This is a genomic window from Metabacillus herbersteinensis (assembly GCF_042433335.1).
GTDB classification, from domain to species: domain Bacteria; phylum Bacillota; class Bacilli; order Bacillales; family Bacillaceae; genus Metabacillus; species Metabacillus herbersteinensis.
Window position 1 is genome coordinate 61,555 of sequence record NZ_JBHLVO010000002.1, and the last position, 17,528, is coordinate 79,082.

Below are 17,528 nucleotides of genomic sequence, written 5' to 3' on the forward strand. Positions count from 1 at the left end.
AGGTCATAAGTCAATTCTAAATTGAAGGCAAAGAACGCCTTCTATTTAGAATCGCCTTATGCTTGTCGGGGCTGACCAAGGCGCTTGCGCTTTTGTTCTTCAACTAACCATCAGCGATCTTCTGATGGAAAAAGGAACTTATCAGGTTCTTAGTCTCAGTTGACCCGAAGAGATTACAGAGACTTAGGAAAGTGGTTTGACATACTCGAGTAATTTTATTATTATCTAATTAGATACATATCAAATTAGAGGGTGAAATCAAAATGCATCTTAGCAGGCTTGTTGCCTTTCATAAAGTAATGGGGGATCCAACTCGAATTCGCATCCTTGCCATCTTGGCAAAAGGCCCTAAACACGGGCAGTCTTTAGCAGGGATTCTTGGATTAACAGCACCCACAATTACACATCACATAGCAAAATTAAAAGAAATCAACCTTGTCACACAACGCAGAGAGAAAAATACGATTTATTTTCACATCAATGAAACCGTTTTAGAGCATTTAACAGGTTCCACAATGAAAGTTATCTTTGGAAAAGAGGGGATGACGATGGAAGAGGAAAAAAAGCTACAATATAAGCAAATTGTTGAAAATTTCTTGACTAAAGAAGGTCGACTAAAAACAATCCCAGCACAAAGAAAGAAAAAATTGATCGTCCTTTATCATGTTGCAAAAGATCTAGAAGCAGGGAAAAGGTATGTGGAAAAAGAAATAAATGAATATATCAAACAGTACCATGACGACTTCGCTACCATTCGACGGGAATTTATCATCAATGGAATTATGTATCGGGAAAATGGAATTTATGAGCTTAACCCAAAAGAGATTTGGTCAAGAATTGAATAGAAAAAACGATTACTAATCCCCTAAAAATACAGGAAAATACAATACATTTACTAAAGTAGAATGCCTTCTTAATCAATAACTCCAGTCTAATCTATTGTGTATATAAATCTATCATAAATATAGCTTAGAAAATTGTTAAACCTATGTAAAGTTCCACTGATTCCATTGAGCTTAATAAAAATGATTGTTAAAATTAAAAGGGCATTAATTCTAAAGTTTTTACTAAAGACTTTTGATACAACATAAAGAACTGTATAGGGAGCTACTATGAAAAAAAATAAGCTACAAACATTACTTGAAATTCTACTAGTATCGATAAGGTTAGGAGTTACTTCATTCGGAGGCCCTATAGCTCATTTAGGATACTTCCATGAGGAGTACGTTCGTCGAAGAAAGTGGATGGATGAAAAAAGCTATGTAGACTTAGTGGCGCTTTGTCAGTTTCTTCCTGGTCCTGCAAGTAGTCAGGTTGGGATAGGAATTGGAGTGATGCGTGGGGGAGTAATGGGTGGAATCGTTGCCTTTTTAGGATTTACGATGCCTTCTGTAATTGCTCTCATTTTGTTTGCATTAGCAGTTAATGAATTTGATTTAGGCGATTCTGGTTGGATTAAAGGATTGAAAATTGTGGCAGTTGCAGTTGTGGCACACGCAATATTAGGGATGGCTCAAAAACTAACACCTGATATACAGAGGAAGTCAATTGCTCTATTCGCTGTAGTTGCGACATTGTTATGGCAAACGGCGTTTACACAGGTGGGCGTTATCCTTTTATCTGCGTTTGTGGGATTTCTTATCTTTAAGCAAAATAAAACAGAGGATGCCTCAATTAGTAAGTTCCCAATTTCACGAGGCTTTGCAACAATTTGTTTAGCGTTATTTTTTGGATTATTAATTATTCTTCCTATATTAAGAGAAGTAACATCATTAAGCTGGATTGCGATGTTTGATAGCTTTTATCGATCAGGTTCCCTTGTGTTTGGTGGAGGACATGTTGTTCTCCCTTTACTTGAACAAGAATTCGTTCCAGCTGGTTGGCTTACTGAAGAAACATTTCTAGCGGGGTATGGTGCAGCTCAAGCAGTACCAGGACCACTGTTCACTTTTGCTGCTTATATTGGGGCTGTAATTAGTGGCTGGCAAGGTGGATTAATTGCAACGATTGCCATTTTCCTCCCAGCGTTTCTCCTGATTTTAGGAACATTGCCATTTTGGGATGTGTTACGTCGTAATCCAAAAATAAACGGGGCACTGATGGGTGTGAATGCTGCTGTTGTCGGAATCTTAATTTCTGCTTTTTATCATCCTATTTGGACGAGTTCGATAATGAAGCCAGTTGATTTTGCATTTGCGGCAATTCTTTTTAGCATGCTCAGTTTTTGGAAGCTGCCACCATGGGTTGTTGTGATAACTGGGGCCGTCGGAGGTATGCTGTTGTCAATGATTTAGACTTAATAAAAGCAGTGTAACTTCAAAAGTTACACTGCTTTTTAAATGAAATAAAATTGCTATTTAGTTGTTATTAAACTAAGATGGAAAGATATGAAAAAATTCCGTTATTTGGAAATATGGTAGTTGATGAAAATGCTGGTTTAAGCCACACTCATATAGCATTATCTATTATGGCAGTTAAATATCCAGCAACGATCTTCATTTATTTATCAAAATATCCACAAGGTAAACGAATAAAAAAAATTTTATATACAGCAGCTTGGGTGCTATTATATGCAGTTAATGAAACGATCGATTTAAGCTTTAATCTTTTAAAGTATTATAACGGTTGGAACTTTTGGTGGTCGATCATGTTTAGTACTGTTATGTTCACTCTCCTACGGGTTCATTATAAAAAGCCTTTAGCCGCATGGCTTTTAAGCATTGGCTTTATTGTGTTTTTATGGAATCTTTTTGATGTTCCTTCGAGTGTATTTAGGTGAACTAAGAATTAATCAGTTTTCTCAATTGCATTATGAGGTAAAGTGAAATGGAATATCGATTAAAAACCTTGAGAAAAATTCAAGTGACAACGCACAAGAAATTGCAGGCTAATGAGAAAAAATGTTAAGAATGAACTTTAATTGTGAGAAAAATTCAGCGGCGATTCTCTTAAATGAAGCGCCGCGTTTCCCTAATCAAACCAACCCTTCCTTTTAAACCAAACATACATCCCAAACCCAATCCCAAACATAAAGATAAGAATAAGAAAATACCCAAAGTTCCAAGTCAGTTCGGGCATATTCTCAAAATTCATCCCGTAAACCCCTGCAATAAATGTAAGAGGCATAAAGATGGTTGTAATTACAGTGAGCACCTTAACAATCCTATTAGTTTGATGTGAATTGAGTGAAAGGTAACTATCACGGATGTCGTTCGTCAATTCTCGATTCGCATCAATCAATTCAGTAAGCTTTAATAGGTGATCATGAATGTCTGAGAAATATTCTTGCTTTTGTTGAATGCCCTCTAAGCGGGTAGAACTAAGAATTCGATAGATTAAGTCTCTCATTGGAGAAACGGTATGCCTTAAACCTAACAAATGGTGTCGTGTATTAAAAAGTTGCTCAAGCAATTTCTCCATTGGCTGCTTTGTAGGATTGTTTTCAATCGTATCTAAATCTTCTTCAAGCTTGTAAACAATGGGGAAATAATTATCAACAAGTTTATCTATGGCATGGTAGAGAACTAAATGCTGATCCCATACTTCAATCTTCTTCGTCTCTTTTACGCGATTCCAAACTGTATTCATTTCGTTGGATTCACTGTGATGATATGAAACGATATAATTTTGTCCTACGAAAAAATTAATTTCCTCTTTATTCAATTCAACGGGGTCTATGCTATGGGTAACAAAAAAACTATAGTCTTCATAATAATCTAATTTAGGTCTCTGAAGCTTATGGATACAATCTTCTATTGCCAAAGGATGAAAGTGTAAAGGATCAGCCAATTTCATCGTTTCTTCCTTCGTTGGTTGATTAAAGTCGACCCAGTACCAACGAATGTCCTCTCGGCTCAACTCGTCTAATGGAGAATCAATAATAATTTCAAGCTTATCATTTATTGCGATTGTTCTAATCAAGCTGAAACTCCTTCTACCTATGTATTTAATTATCTAAAATTTAGTTTATCTCTGTTAAGGTGAATTAACCAGCTATGTTTTTTAAATTTAGTCGAATAAGAGAATACTAAATTTTAGGATAAAAAAAGAGGAGAATTTCAGATGAGAAAAACAAAGATTATTTGTACGATTGGACCAACGAGTCAAACAGAGGAAAAACTTCAAGAACTCAGTGACAGCGGTATGGATATCGCGCGTTTGAATTTTTCTCATGGAACACATGACAGCCAGTTGACTACAATTCAAAATATTCGTCATGTGAGTAACAATATGTCTAACAAGGTTGAAATTCTTATGGACATTAAGGGACCGAAAATAAGGCTACATAAAATTGAAAATGATCGAGCAGTGCTTAAAAAGGGACAAACTCTTTCTATTTATATGAAAGAAATTCTAGGAAACAGTGAAAGTGTTTCAATATCGTACCCAAACCTTATTGAGGATGTTGAAGTTGGTACGATGATACTAGTTGATGATGGGACAATTCGGTTGAGGGTAATCGAATTAAATGACGAAACGAAAACAATCGTTACACAAGTTCAAACTCCAGGTACTCTAAAAAATGATAAAGGCGTCAATGTACCTGGTGTGCAAATAAGATTGCCAGGTATTACTGAAAAGGATCGTCATGACATCCTTTTTGGCATTGAAAATGGAATTGACTATATCGCTGCATCCTATATTAGAAAAGCAGCCGATATTGAAGAAGTTCGCGAGCTTTTGAAGAGTCATCATGCTGAACATATCAAGATTATCGCAAAAATTGAGAATCAAGAAGGTGTAACAAACGTTGAAGAAATTATTAAAGCCTCCGATGGAATAATGGTTGCCAGGGGCGATTTAGGAGTAGAAGTGCCAATTGAAGAAGTTCCGTTTATTCAAAAAAAGTTGATTGCTGCGTGTAACCTCGAGTCAAAGCTTGTCATAGTAGCCACACAAATGCTGGATTCCATGCAAAGAAACCCAATTCCTACCCGAGCAGAAGTAAGTGATGTCGCAAATGCAGTCCTAGATGGAACAAATGCGGTCATGCTATCGGGAGAAACAGCAGTCGGAACGTTTCCGGTCGCGTCTGTGGATATGATGGATCGAATTGTGAGACGAGCTGAAAGAGGTAGCTAATGGATTGAGGTGTTCACTTTTGTTAATTTTAAGACCACTTGATCGATATATCGTCTAACTTGATCGTATAGTGTTCACTCTGATTGAAAAATAGTCTACAATGATCGATATACAAATCTCTGCTTGTTCGTATTACAGAGCAAAGTAAGCTTTGTCCAAACGGTATGGCATGCGCCGACCGTTTTTTATATGCGAAAAAACTATTTAATTTTAGAAAACTTCTTTGCGAGCTTCCTCGTCTAAATTAAGGAAAGGAGGAGATGAGTTGGAAGATACGATGATTGAAGCATTTGAAATGGAAGATAAAGAAGTGCTTATCCATGAGATCATGGATGCATATGGCCAGGAGATCTTACAGTTGGCGTTTTCCTATGTTAAAAATAAGGCGGTTGCTGAAGATTTAACTCAGGATATCTTTGTTAAGTGTTATCAATCTTTTCATACATATAGTGGGAAATCCAAGCTTCGAACATGGCTGTGGAGAATTGCCATTAATCATTGCAAGGATTATTTGAAAAGCTGGTATACGAAAAATGTGGTCATTACAGAGACAGAGTTGTCATACAGAGGCACAAAAAAAGAGACCGTAGAACAAGACGTCATTCAAAAGGATGAGGATGATCGACTTGCCTCTACAGTTATGAGTTTACCCCTTAACTACCGAGAAGTGATTTATCTTTTTTACTTTGAGGAAATGACAATCAAGGAAATCTCAGATGTTATTAGTGTGAATGAAAATACGGTTAAAACTAGGCTTAGACGTGCCAAAGAACTTTTAAAAGTACAATTGGAGGGATGAGCAAGATGGAGAATCGATTAAATGAGCTTCGGAAATCCATGAAGAATTCCCCATTTAATGAGTTGGAATTTAATGACCAACATCGGAAAAATATCCTAGAAAAGATTCATAAGGTAGAGGAAAAAGATGAAGATATCTTTTTCTCAGTCATGCAACTACTTACTCATGAAAAAACAGGCTTCGAGTTGGCCAAAAGCTTGCGTAGTCGAGGAATTAAACGATTTGAGGATAATGAGGGATTTTTATATACCCTTCTTCATCGTCTAGAAAAAACGGGCTACATCAAGTCTAGTTGGGATGACAATGGAGCAAAGCATTATCAGTTAACTAACAAAGGTACGAAGATCTTGCAAAAGGCAGAAAGCAAGCAATCGAGAAAACATCTTGTTTTAAAAGAGCTATTAGAGGGGTGAATAATAAGTGGATAATCGAAAAAACTCCTTTTTAACTGAGGTTATGGAGCAAATTAGATCAAAGGAAGCGAAGGAAGCTGTTTCAGCAGAGCTGAGCTACCATATTCAAGAAGCGAAGAGAGAATGGGGAAATAAGGGGCTAACTGAAAAGGAAGCTGAAAATAAAGCGGTGGAACAAATGGGGAATCCTTCATTACTTGGTATCCAAATGAATAAACTTCATCGACCGAGGATAGATTGGGTGATGCTTGGTCTATTCGGTACAATTTTATTGATAGGGTTTTTGCCGATTTTGTCACTTGGATATCTAGATGAAAGTCACTTCGCAACGTCTAAAATCATTTTTGTCATTCTTGGAGGTTTATTAGCTTGCGTTCTGATGTTAACAGATTATCGAAAGTTCAAAAGGTATAGCTGGGTGTTCTACTTGATTGGCATAAGTATTCTTGTGATCCTTAAACAGTTTGCAAATAATATGGTCTTTGGACATCCCTATTTCATATTAGGGCCTATAGCAATTGAAAGCTCAATGGCATTACCTTTCTTATTATTAGCGTGGGCATCCTTTTTACACAACAATAAACTAAGGATATGGCAATGGGGTGCTTTATTATTATTGTCTCTTTATCTTCTTTTTGCTGTAATTAGTCTGCCAACTATTTTTATTTATATAGTGATGGTATTTGCAATGATTTGGTGGAGTAAAATTGGCAGGAAGCACAGTTTAAAAATGTCGATTATCACAGTCAGTTTTTTAGTTTCTGCTAGTTTTATTCTTTGGAATTCTCTGGTGTCTTATCAAAAGGATAGGCTATTGGCATTTGTATATCCCGAAAAGTATACAGAGGAGGCTGGATATCAATATCTTTTCATGAAGGAACTTATGTCCAGTGCAGGCTGGTTTGGAAATTCAAAGGGAGATGAGTTTATACCCTCTGCCCATACTGATTTAGTGTTTGTCAGCTTCACCTACTACTTTGGGTGGTTATTCGCAGCCATTCTAGCTTTGCTTCTGACCTTACTTGGGGCTAGGATTGTCATGACTGTTCGCAAAATTAATGATCCCTACGGAAAGCTGTTGTTGATTGGGTGTGTTTCACTTTATGCTGTGCAGCTCGCATACAATCTTGGAATGACATTAGGGTTCTTGCCTATTACTAGTATTTCTTTTCCTTTTATTAGTTATGGACTAATGCCAACCTTGCTAAATGCATTTTTAGTTGGAATTGTGTTGAGTGTTTACCGTCGGAAGGATTTGACGTTTGTAAAGAATGCGATCTAGTTACTTTGTAAAATAAACAAAATCCCCTTATTATGCAAGGGGATTTTAGATTGGTACTATTTCTTCAACAACCTCATAATTCCTTGATTCCATTAGTCTCTCTCGTAATAGTAGTCGCTCTGTTTCGATTTTTGGAGAGGTAGTTTTTGTACTTATTTTATCTTACTCTTTGATCGGTCTTTTAGCGGGAAATACCCAGACTCTCTCAATGGAGCCAAGTCCTCGTCATCCTCCGCCATTACAATAAAGCGATCATCTTTATCTAGTTCAAAAACGACCTCGAGTTGTATGGCACTTTCATTTAATTTTCCTAGAGCAGCTAAGTAGCAAGCACGGTTGTAGAGACTGCAAGGTTCTTCGGGATCAAGCTCAATCGCCTTATTTACCGTTTCCAATGCTTTTTCAGGTTTTCCTTGATGCTGATAAAGATGTCCAAATTGAATATAATTTTCAGGATCCTGTGGGGCGATTTCGATTGCTATTTTAATTGCTTCTTCCGCTTTCGAATAATCGCCCATTGCTTCGTAAAGTCTTGAAAGATGGAAGTAGCCACTGTCTATAGTTGGCTCCATTGATAAGCTTTTTACATACGCTTCTTCCGCATGAATCAAATCGCCTAACTCGAATAAAACATGCCCTAGTAGATTGATATAATCAGGATCTTCATTTTCTTCTATACAATGCTCCAGTAAATTCTTTGCTTTAAGCAAATACTGAGTTTGTTTTTTCTCGCTAAGCTTATCGCTCTCACCAAGATAGAGAGTTGAAAGTTTGTAGGCAATCATGAGATTCCAATGGTGCTTGAGTGATTGTTCTAGAACCTTAATAGCGTCCTCCACAAGGGTTGACTGTATATAAAAGTCTGCTAACCACTCAACAGCTGTAATATTTTCTCGGTCTAATTTTATTGCTGTTTCATAGAGTGATAGCAGCAGTCCCATATTCATACTAAACTTAGAGAAATTCGTGATCTTCTGGAACAAGCTTTTCTTTGTGGTTGCTTCCTCCACTGTTTCTTGAAGCAAATCAAGCGTTTTTTCATAGGCTACCGCAGCATTCATGTATACAATACTTTTCTCTGGTTTAGCTAGCTTTAACTTACTCAAATCATGATCAAGTTTTGCAAGTGAGCGTGTATTTAGTACAAGCTCTATCAATGTATCGTATAGTTCTTGGTCTGTAGTATCTTTTTCGATGAGTGATAAAAGTTGTTGTTTAGCAAGTTTTAGTTTGCCAGTTTTCATCCAGAGCTTCACTTGATGGTAGAGAACTAATGGTTGATCTGGGGATAAAGCGATCGCTTCATTTAAACAAGCTTCTTCCTCTTGAATGTTGCCAAGCTTTCCATGAACATAGGAAGTCGAGTTCAATATAAATGACTTTTCATATCTGTTGTCTAAGCTTTCGAAGTAGCTAATCAGTACTCGTAATTCTGTTTGATCCTGAATTACGTTGACTAAGTGTTCAACAGATACACAGTAAGGGTTCATATAAAGAGCTTTTAGTAGGAAATCTTTCTCATCTTTGCCCTTTTCCATTCGATTTGCAATCGATGCTAGGTCAAGAAGGGCTTGCTCATGATTAGGATCTAGCTCAAGTACTTTTTTATAAAAGGATTCTGCTGTTTCATTTTCTCCGAGCTTGTATGAGATTTCTCCTAATCGATAAAGAGGGAGGATATCCTCTCTTATTGTTAGCGCAAGGTGAAAATATTCCTTTGCTTTAGAGAAATAACCACTTTGCTCATAAAGGCAGCCGATATAAGAAATATAGAAGAATTCGTCTTCAGCTTTTTCCCGTGCATCCTCCATAAACTGTATGCCACGTCGATAGAATGGCGTATCTTGGATAAGACCTACATATAACTCAAGTGCTTCTTTTAAATTGGAAGGAGTGTTTCTAAGTCCTTTTTCAATATGTGAAAGTGCCAAATCATAATAGCTTTCGTCTGCATTCGATAGCTCGGTAGTTTCCCAGATTAACGTTCCTCCATTAATTAAGAATTCACTATCTTCCTGGAATCTTTCATAAAGTGTGTTCATCCATTTGAAAAACTCATCAAACTTCGCTTCTTCTTTTAAAAGGGAAGCAAGAGAGAGCCAATAGTACGTGTCGGTAGGGTACTTCACAGTTCCTCTGCTAAAGCAGTCTCTTGCTTTTTGGAACTGTTTAGTACGTTCATAAAAATCACCAAGCTCTTGTAGCAGTACACTCGATTCGTCTGTATGCTGAAGTCCTTCCTGTAAAACTTGTTCAGCTAATACATTGTCTTCGAAGTAGAGTTCATATAAGTGTGATAATTCACGGTAAGAAAAAGGAACGTCATTTTCTAAGATAAGAGCTGTTTTAAAGCCTCTTAACGCAAAGCGCGGTCTTCCTAGCTCACTGTCACACCTTGCTCTTTCATACCAAAGATAGGCATTGGATTTTTCTTCCTTAAGGAGAGTGTGAAAGATTTCTCGAGCTTCTGTATATTTTTGTTCATCAAATAATAGGACACCATGATTGATCCGTGGAAAAACGTCTTCATCATTAATATCAAGAGCTACTTCATTGCAAGCGAGCGCTTCTTTATAGTTGCCTACAAGGGCGTACCCTTTGGATAGATAAGTCCAAAACACATAGTCATCTGGTTCATGTTTAATGGCGTTTTTAAAGCCTGTAATCGCTAATTCATCCTGATCTTGCTCGAAATGCAGTCTTCCTTTTAGGTACCAGTAAGTTGAAAGGTAGATTTTGCATGGTTTCTTTTCAAGATAGTGTGTTGCAAGATCAAAGTTTTTCTTTCGTATAAAAGCTGATGCGATGATGAGATTAAAGTATTCACTTTCATTAAATTGCTCATTAATAACTGCAACGGCTTCATGCAAAAGGTCTTCATCAACAGCATCAGCTAAGTATTTCACAAGATAGGCTGCGACAATTCCTTCTTGGATGTGTTCCTTTAAAAAGACTATATCGTGTTTGCTTCCTTTTTCGGTATAGGCCTCAGAAAGAGTAAATAGCTTCTTTGTCAATCCATGTTCATGCTCGTTTAGAAATGCCAATTTATCTGACTCTTCCTTAGGAACAATCGCAATGGACAGAGCTTTATTATTTCCATACTCCTTTTCGAAATTTTCATATCGAATTGGATAAGCTTCTCTAAAATTAGGATCTTGAATTGAAAAAATCTCTAAATTGTCATCATACCCACCTACTACTTGGACGTGTGCAGAGGTCGGATAATCGATGCTAATTATTACTGCTGCATGTAAGTCAATTAACGTCTTAAATCGATCAATACTACCGTGAAAATAATGACAAACAAACCCTTGTTCTTCAATGAATGCAACTGCATTTGAAAGCTTTGAACCAGAAACTGAAAAGACTGATTCTGCGATCGTATCCTGACTAATTCTGAGGTTAAACATGCTTAAAAGCATTTCAACACTTGCGGGGACACAATAACTATACTTTTGAACAATCGGTGTGTAGTTTAGTTGTTTACGAGCTTTGTTATTGAAAGAATGAAAGTGTTTGTAGTTAGATTCTTTGGCATATCTTGAATGATCTGTTAAAAAAGTTTGTAGCTGGTCGAATTTTTGTTCTTGATAATAGCTGTCAGCAAGATAATCTCGACACATTGTTTGGTATTCGTGATAGGGTGCTACGTCTAACAAATGTTCAATTGACGCTCTCATCTCATTCCATTGCTTCAGCTTGTAATGGTAACGAATTTTTTCTACAAGTAGCTTTGGGAATTTAGGATGATGAATTAAGGCTTCTTCTAAAATCTGATTCGCCTTTGTGTCGTCACCTTGTAAAGAATGATGCTCAATTAAAAGTCTATATGCGATAACTCCGTCTTTTTCATCCGTTTTTCCATCATTTAATAACAGGAGGGCTTTGTTCCATTCACCCTTTTGAAGATGAAAATATCCCCATCGAGTTAACATTGATTCTTTGGCTATCTTTTCGCATTTCGTCATATAGAAAGAACCTGCTTTAAATCGCTGCATCTGAATCAATACCGATGCCATCAAAAAATAGGTTTTCTCCTGTATTTCAGGTGTTAGCTCTTCTTTTTCGAGTAGCTTTAATTGTTCCTCTGCTTCAATCAGCTTGTTTTGATCAATTAGTTCCTCACAATACCAAAGCGTTGTTTGGTGTGAAGGGAATCGACGATGAGCATTGCGAACAATTAATTGACTCAACTGCCCCATTAATGAAGTGTCAGCGACTTTTAGTAGAACGGTTAACTCTTCCTCTGTTTGAAATTTGCGAAGCCATTCTTTTAAAAAAGACATTTTATTTTGGTTAATAAGTGTTGAATACTCACTCAAAAAGAGAGCAATTGCACTTTGATATTGTTTTTCTTTTAATAATTGCTTTATTTGCTTAGTCTCCATTTTATCCCCCGAAGTAGTAGTCAATAATCAAAACAGTTAATCTTAATATACTTTCTTTTTAGTGTTTTGCAATTACCTATTTAAGAGTTTTTTCATATTAGTTGATATTTATTGTTTTCTCATTAGTTAATTCATAAAAAACAATAAAATTGTACCAAGTAATCGTTACACACCAAGAGATGATATTCATAATGGAATAGTAAGAAATTACTTGAAACAGACATCTCCATACAAAGAGACTGCTGATCAGGATAAGATTACTTCCACTTAAAAGTTTTTGAGAAAAGGAACTAGAATTTTCAGAATATCATCTGGCTTTAATTGACAATCAAAAAACATCAGTTATACTTAAATTAACTACTTTGCAAGGCAAGGTAGTTAAAAAATAGCAAGCTATCTTGTAAGACATAGTACTAATGAGGTGTTAAGAATGACAATAAGAAGTGAACTATTAAAAGGGATTCTAGACGCATGTGTGATGGCTGTTATTCAAGAACAGCCTGTATACGGATATGAGCTATCACAAAAATTGCAGAAAGTTGGTCTTCCGAATATAAGTGATGGGACAATTTATCCAGTGCTGCTTAGGCTACAAAAAAATGGATTTATACGCAACGAAGTAAAAACATCCACATCAGGTCCAAATCGTAAATACTATTTTTTAACAGAAGATGGAAAAGAAGAATTAATCCAAATCACTCAGCAATGGAACGTAATTGCGACTCCAGTAAGTGAATTATTAAATAGGGGTGAAGAGAATGAGTAATGCCGAATTATTAATTGAAGAAAATAATCAAAAACGTCCGCTATTAAATGCTGCAAATGAAAAGGTGTACGGTGACTTTTTACTTTATATCAGGACAGATTTACGAGTAGCCGAACTTGAAGGAGAAGAAGTCTTGATGGATTTACTGAATCATTTGTTGGAAGGACAAGAAGAAGGGAAGACTGCAAAAGATCTATTTGGAAATGAGCCACAAATATACGCAGATGAACTGATCGCAAGCTTACCCTCCGAGAAAAAACGAAAAGTCATTCCATTTGTCATTTCCAATCTATTTAATACCATAGGATGGTCCAGTTTACTATTTGGTTGCATCTATTTAGTATTGCTAAATTTTATAGAAGTAAAAGAAACGATCTATATTGGCAATTTAATGGTTATTTCAACAGCTATTGGAATAATGATCGCATTTGGTATTAGGATTATTTTTTTACTTATCCGGTCAACGCTGTTTGTTACAAAAGTGAACCAGAAACATGCATATTGGAAAGTAGGTTTATTCGGTGGAGGTTCTTTCGCGGTTATTTTGCTTCTAACCTGGCTACTTCCTGAATTTGGACCAGAGCTTAAGGTAGTTTGGTGGGTTTATCTAATTATTGGTGGTGCGTTTATTCTGATGAGTAAAGTTATTGGGAGTAGGAATTCAAAATGAATTAGATATAAATCGATGGACTTCTTTTACCGTCATAATCAATTTAAGAAACAATTAGTCTTAAGTTTTGTCTTGGGAATAGACAGTTATAGAGTCATGTTTTTACTTACAAGGGGGAAAACGTTGAGGAAATTAATAAAGATTATCCTTATTATTATCAGTGTAATTGCCTTAGGAATCGGTATACTCATATTTTCATTTATTCAGAGCATGAAGCCAGACCAAGCGGAAGAGGAAAAGGTTAGAATACAAGCGGAGGAATACGTATTAAAAACATTTAAAGATGAGACAGTGTTAAACGACACACTTTTTGACAATATGGGTAACTTCCCTTATTTTGAATATGCTGCCGGATACTTGTGTTTATGGGGTGGTTAAGTGAAATTTGTAGTACTCAAACAAAAAGTATTCCCATTTAACAGAAATACTTCGCGTTGGTTATTAAAACGTTCTATTAAGACTGACTCCTATTTCGATAAGAAATAATAGAGTTGATTGCAGATAATCCAATGATTGCAATAAACATATAAAAACATTCAGTAGATTGAAGATTCATTTCATCAGCAGCATATCCTAAAAAAATAAGATTTAAAGCTGAAACCACTATACAAATAAACGAAATACTAACCACGGTGAACCAGGTGATTAATTTAACATATTTTTTAAGAAAAACAATCACTATAAATAATGTAACCAAGATAATTGTAAAGAAATTAAAAACATATGTAATATAATTAAATGCTTCATAGGATAACATTGTGCACTTCCTCCTTATCTAGGGCGTATCGTACAATGAATTTTGTACATGAACTGCTACCTTATTATTATAAAGTACTAAAATAAAAAAGGAAATTACTTCTATATAACACAGTTTGAATAAGGGGATTATTATCAGTAAATATATTAGCATTTTTTTCTTAATTTTAATGATATGTTCCCTACTCTTTTTCACTTTTGGTTCATTGTTTATTTGTGGAGGGAATCCAGCAGAGCAAGCAGTTTACACGTTCGGAACCATTACGATCGTTCTTCTTTCATTTTTAATTCCGCAGATGTACTTTCTGATAAATTTGATAAGAAGGAAAATGTAGGGATCAAAATTAGACGTGGAAAAGCACTCCTTAGTATGAAGGGAAAGTAGAAGTATTTAATTCTTAGTAACTCGCTAAGTTTTGTTTGAGCGATGCAACTTTTGGTCAGGCGCTAGAGACGAAAATAATAAACTAATAGCATTTGGTTATGTTTGTGGAAGGGGCTTAGAACATGGTGGAAGATATTATCGTTCACCATGAGTATCAAAAGCAGGGAATTGGAGTTAAATTGGTAAAAAAATTGTTACGTGAATCTGAACGTTTTGGATTAGGAATTGTAACGGTAACATATAAGGACCACAAAACTGACTTTTATCTAACGTGTGGCTTTACACCTGGTTCGGGAGGAGTAAGGCAAGCATCACAAATCAAGTTATAACGGGGGCTTTACTTCATTTGAAAAGAGCTTTGCTTGTTCTACTAAGGTGCAGTTTAGTTTAATAAGACTGTTTGGTAAAATAACAAAAATATGAAAAGAGCAACCTATAACTTTGCGAAATTCCCCGGTTTTTAAACAATAAATAGAATATCTTCTTTAATGGATTTCTTTAATGCCAGATAAGCGAATTGAAAATATCCTTTGTTGCTCATCTTTCAACATTAAGGATTGTTCAATAAGATTAAGGTTCCATATATGCCCCTTACAGGTTTGTAGCAAACCATCTTTAAAGTAATTGACTGTAATATAACGATCTTTTCTTAACTCTCTAAGAATCATAAAACTTTCTCCTTTCTTTCTCTAAAATATGAATGTAACTTTATTATACAACTTTTAAAGTAAGCGTTTTCATTAAGAAATGAACAGTTTGTGAATTTTAAACAAAAACACAACAAGATTAATCGCTCCTAATAAGAAAAGTTAAAAAACGGTTATTATTTCCAACTCTTTGTGATATTATAAATTTATTCTTTTATAAGAGGTGAGCCTAGTTGAGTATAGTTGAGCAGAGTGCAAAATTAAATTTAGAACGAATTGTTTTTATTGGAAGAACCTTTGAAGAGTATATAGATATGTTTTCTCTTTCAATAGAAGAACTAGAGGGAAAAAAGATACTCGATTGTCCAGCGGGAGCGTGTTCTTTTACAGCTGTTGGAAGTAAATTAGGTTTAGATGTAACAGCCTGTGACATTGCTTATTATCAAACGTGTGACAACTTAAAAAGTAAAGGTCTCCAGGATATTGAACACGCGATGGAGCATATGGAAAAAGCAAAAAACAACTATGTTTGGGATTATTTCAGCGATATAGATACACTGAGAAAACACCGTTTAAGTGCCTTAAAAGATTGTGCAAACGATATGAATGAATTTAACGAACGATATGTTCCAGTTACATTACCGTCTTTACCTTTTAAAGATTCGGAATTTGATGTGATTCTTTCTGCACATTTCTTATTTATGTATGCTGATCGACTAGATTATCAATTTCATATAACAACGCTAAATGAGTTATTAAGAGTTTCCAAAGACGAAATTCGGATTTTTCCTTTAATGGGTTTAGATGGAAAACGATATGAGCACTTAGATAAAATAATAAGTTACCTTGAAGACAAAGGATGTCTGGTCGAAGAGGTTAAGGTTTCATATGAATTTCAGAAAAATGCTAATTCGATGTTAAAAATAATTAAGGGCTAACAAGAGGGCAACGTTCATCGTTGTCCTTTCTTTTTTAATTACCTTGTTGATAACCTTTGCATGCCAGCCAGTATGATGTTGAGGAATTATCCTGAGTTCTTTGTGAATTAGAATTAGTAAACCAACCGGGTTATTTGAAATAGATAGTTTCAACGCTTTTGTCCAATCTTACACGAAAATTAACAGTAAATAATTAGAATAATTTCATTGCTGTTCTACAAACTATAAATGTAGTTTGTAAAGGAAAAGATAGTAGCTGCGAACAACAGAGCTTTTTAATTTTCGTTATAGAACAATGAGAGGATATAAAAGATGAAAAAAAATACTGTGCTTGTAATTAGTTTAATTTTAATAATGCTAATAAATATATCTCCTTCTCATGCAGCTGGAAATAAGACCAGCAATATTTATGTGGTAAAGTCTGGAGATACCTTATCAGGAATTGCAAATAAAAATGGGACTTCTATAAGAGTGCTAAAAGCAACCAATGGACTTACATCTGATCAAATCTATTTAGGCCAAAAATTAAAGCTTACTCCTAAAAAAATGACAGTGCAAGGACAGTATATCCTTATGACAAAGGAAGAATTTAGAAATTGGTTATTTCACAATAAATTTAATAGGAAAATAAGTATTATCCAACATCATCACACATGGTTACCGTCATATAAGCAATTTAATGGTTCGAATCATTTTGAAATGTTGAAGGGTATGGAGAATTATCATGTTAAAAAAATGGGGTGGAAAAATATCGCTCAAAACATAACTACATTTCCCGATGGAAAAGTAGCAGTTTCTAGGCCATTTAACGTAGCTCCCGAAGGTACAATTGGGTTAAAGGCTAACTCTTCTGGAATTGCCATCGAAAATGTTGGGAACTTTGATATAGGACATGATGTTATGACTGCGGAACAAAAAGAAACGATTGTTTATGTCACTGCCTTACTTAGTATAAAATTCGGGTTAACTCCTTCAATTGACAGTATCACTTATCATCATTGGTGGAATTTGAAAACGGGAGAAAGAGTGTTAGATAGAGGTGCAGTTTATGATGTTAAAACTTGCCCCGGTACTGGGTTTTTCGGAGGTAATTCCACAAATAGTGCAACAAATTATTTTTATCCCCTAGTGTCACGTAAAATACAAGAAATTTTAGCATCTATGCATTAAACTTTAGACATTAAAGTCTTATTAAAATATTCATAATTATATTAGTCATTGTCTATTTGTCAGGCTGCAATCTGTATGATTAAGTCGGATCGGAAAATGATCAAATAATTTTAAAAAAGTAAAAAACCCGCATTTAGTTGCGGGTTTTGTTGAGTTTTATAATAACTACTCGGTAGTATACACGTTTAAAGATAAAGATTTAACAAAAAGATATTTCAACGGGGAATAA

The 17,528-nt window shown here is 35.3% G+C and carries 17 protein-coding genes; 13 read left to right on the forward strand and 4 right to left on the reverse strand.

Going from position 1 to position 17,528, the window contains the following annotated elements:
* Positions 1–263 precede the first annotated feature (263 nt).
* The 3 genes from ACFFIX_RS03280 to ACFFIX_RS03290 all read left to right on the forward strand — a co-directional run bounded on the left by ACFFIX_RS03280 (position 264) and on the right by ACFFIX_RS03290 (position 2,779).
* Positions 264–845, forward strand: a complete 582-nt coding sequence (locus tag ACFFIX_RS03280) for a DUF2087 domain-containing protein (protein WP_378930493.1) — start codon at positions 264–266, stop codon at positions 843–845.
* A gap of 267 nt (positions 846–1,112) precedes the next feature.
* Positions 1,113–2,294: a chromate transporter gene (locus tag ACFFIX_RS03285; protein ID WP_378930495.1), complete on the forward strand. Its 1,182-nt coding sequence runs from the start codon at positions 1,113–1,115 to the stop codon at positions 2,292–2,294.
* Between the two features lie 83 nt (positions 2,295–2,377).
* Positions 2,378–2,779 (forward strand): CBO0543 family protein, encoded by a 402-nt coding sequence (locus ACFFIX_RS03290; RefSeq protein WP_378930498.1) that lies wholly within the window; start codon positions 2,378–2,380, stop codon positions 2,777–2,779.
* Positions 2,780–2,970: 191 nt separating this feature from the next.
* On the opposite strand, the gene corA is transcribed toward ACFFIX_RS03290, so the two are convergent.
* Entirely contained in the window at positions 2,971–3,921 is a 951-nt protein-coding gene (corA, locus tag ACFFIX_RS03295) for a magnesium/cobalt transporter CorA (protein WP_378930500.1), read from the reverse strand.
* Positions 3,922–4,062: 141 nt separating this feature from the next.
* On the opposite strand from corA, the gene pyk reads away from it, so the two are divergent.
* The 4 genes from pyk (at position 4,063) to ACFFIX_RS03315 (ending at position 7,576) form a co-directional block, all read left to right on the forward strand.
* Positions 4,063–5,082 (forward strand): pyruvate kinase, encoded by a 1,020-nt coding sequence (gene pyk, locus ACFFIX_RS03300; protein ID WP_378930502.1) that lies wholly within the window; start codon positions 4,063–4,065, stop codon positions 5,080–5,082.
* Positions 5,083–5,359: 277 nt separating this feature from the next.
* The gene (locus ACFFIX_RS03305) at positions 5,360–5,881 is read left to right on the forward strand and encodes a sigma-70 family RNA polymerase sigma factor (RefSeq protein WP_378931150.1); all 522 of its coding nucleotides are present in this window, start codon (positions 5,360–5,362) and stop codon (positions 5,879–5,881) included.
* Between the two features lie 5 nt (positions 5,882–5,886).
* Complete coding sequence (locus ACFFIX_RS03310) at positions 5,887–6,294, forward strand: PadR family transcriptional regulator (protein WP_378930504.1); 408 nt, start codon at positions 5,887–5,889, stop codon at positions 6,292–6,294.
* 7 nt (positions 6,295–6,301) lie between these two features.
* Positions 6,302–7,576, forward strand: a complete 1,275-nt coding sequence (locus ACFFIX_RS03315; protein WP_378930506.1) for an FtsW/RodA/SpoVE family cell cycle protein — start codon at positions 6,302–6,304, stop codon at positions 7,574–7,576.
* A 152-nt stretch (positions 7,577–7,728) separates the two neighbouring features.
* Here ACFFIX_RS03315 and ACFFIX_RS03320 read toward each other — a convergent pair whose 3' ends face one another.
* Positions 7,729–11,967, reverse strand: a complete 4,239-nt coding sequence (locus tag ACFFIX_RS03320) for a tetratricopeptide repeat protein (RefSeq protein ID WP_378930508.1) — start codon at positions 11,965–11,967, stop codon at positions 7,729–7,731.
* Between the two features lie 430 nt (positions 11,968–12,397).
* On the opposite strand from ACFFIX_RS03320, the gene ACFFIX_RS03325 reads away from it, so the two are divergent.
* The 3 genes from ACFFIX_RS03325 to ACFFIX_RS03335 all read left to right on the forward strand — a co-directional run bounded on the left by ACFFIX_RS03325 (position 12,398) and on the right by ACFFIX_RS03335 (position 13,781).
* Positions 12,398–12,733, forward strand: a complete 336-nt coding sequence (locus tag ACFFIX_RS03325) for a PadR family transcriptional regulator (protein ID WP_378930510.1) — start codon at positions 12,398–12,400, stop codon at positions 12,731–12,733.
* The gene (locus tag ACFFIX_RS03330) at positions 12,726–13,403 is read left to right on the forward strand and encodes a DUF1129 family protein (protein WP_378930512.1); all 678 of its coding nucleotides are present in this window, start codon (positions 12,726–12,728) and stop codon (positions 13,401–13,403) included. Before ACFFIX_RS03325 ends, ACFFIX_RS03330 begins: the two co-directional genes overlap by 8 nt.
* A gap of 123 nt (positions 13,404–13,526) precedes the next feature.
* The gene (locus ACFFIX_RS03335) at positions 13,527–13,781 is read left to right on the forward strand and encodes a hypothetical protein (RefSeq protein WP_378930514.1); all 255 of its coding nucleotides are present in this window, start codon (positions 13,527–13,529) and stop codon (positions 13,779–13,781) included.
* 76 nt (positions 13,782–13,857) lie between these two features.
* Here ACFFIX_RS03335 and ACFFIX_RS03340 read toward each other — a convergent pair whose 3' ends face one another.
* Positions 13,858–14,160, reverse strand: a complete 303-nt coding sequence (locus tag ACFFIX_RS03340) for a hypothetical protein (protein ID WP_378930516.1) — start codon at positions 14,158–14,160, stop codon at positions 13,858–13,860.
* A gap of 506 nt (positions 14,161–14,666) precedes the next feature.
* On the opposite strand from ACFFIX_RS03340, the gene ACFFIX_RS03345 reads away from it, so the two are divergent.
* Positions 14,667–14,873 (forward strand): GNAT family N-acetyltransferase, encoded by a 207-nt coding sequence (locus ACFFIX_RS03345; RefSeq protein ID WP_378930518.1) that lies wholly within the window; start codon positions 14,667–14,669, stop codon positions 14,871–14,873.
* Between the two features lie 156 nt (positions 14,874–15,029).
* On the opposite strand, the gene ACFFIX_RS03350 is transcribed toward ACFFIX_RS03345, so the two are convergent.
* Positions 15,030–15,212, reverse strand: a complete 183-nt coding sequence (locus tag ACFFIX_RS03350) for a YolD-like family protein (protein WP_378930520.1) — start codon at positions 15,210–15,212, stop codon at positions 15,030–15,032.
* 212 nt (positions 15,213–15,424) lie between these two features.
* Between ACFFIX_RS03350 and ACFFIX_RS03355 the strand changes: the two genes are divergently transcribed.
* Positions 15,425–16,129 carry an SAM-dependent methyltransferase gene (locus ACFFIX_RS03355; protein WP_378930522.1) on the forward strand — a complete coding sequence of 235 codons (705 nt, stop codon included), beginning with the start codon at positions 15,425–15,427 and terminating at the stop codon, positions 16,127–16,129.
* Positions 16,130–16,441: 312 nt separating this feature from the next.
* Positions 16,442–17,299, forward strand: coding sequence for a LysM peptidoglycan-binding domain-containing protein (locus ACFFIX_RS03360; RefSeq protein WP_378930524.1), 858 nt, complete (start codon positions 16,442–16,444; stop codon positions 17,297–17,299).
* The last annotated feature ends 229 nt before the right edge of the window (positions 17,300–17,528 follow it).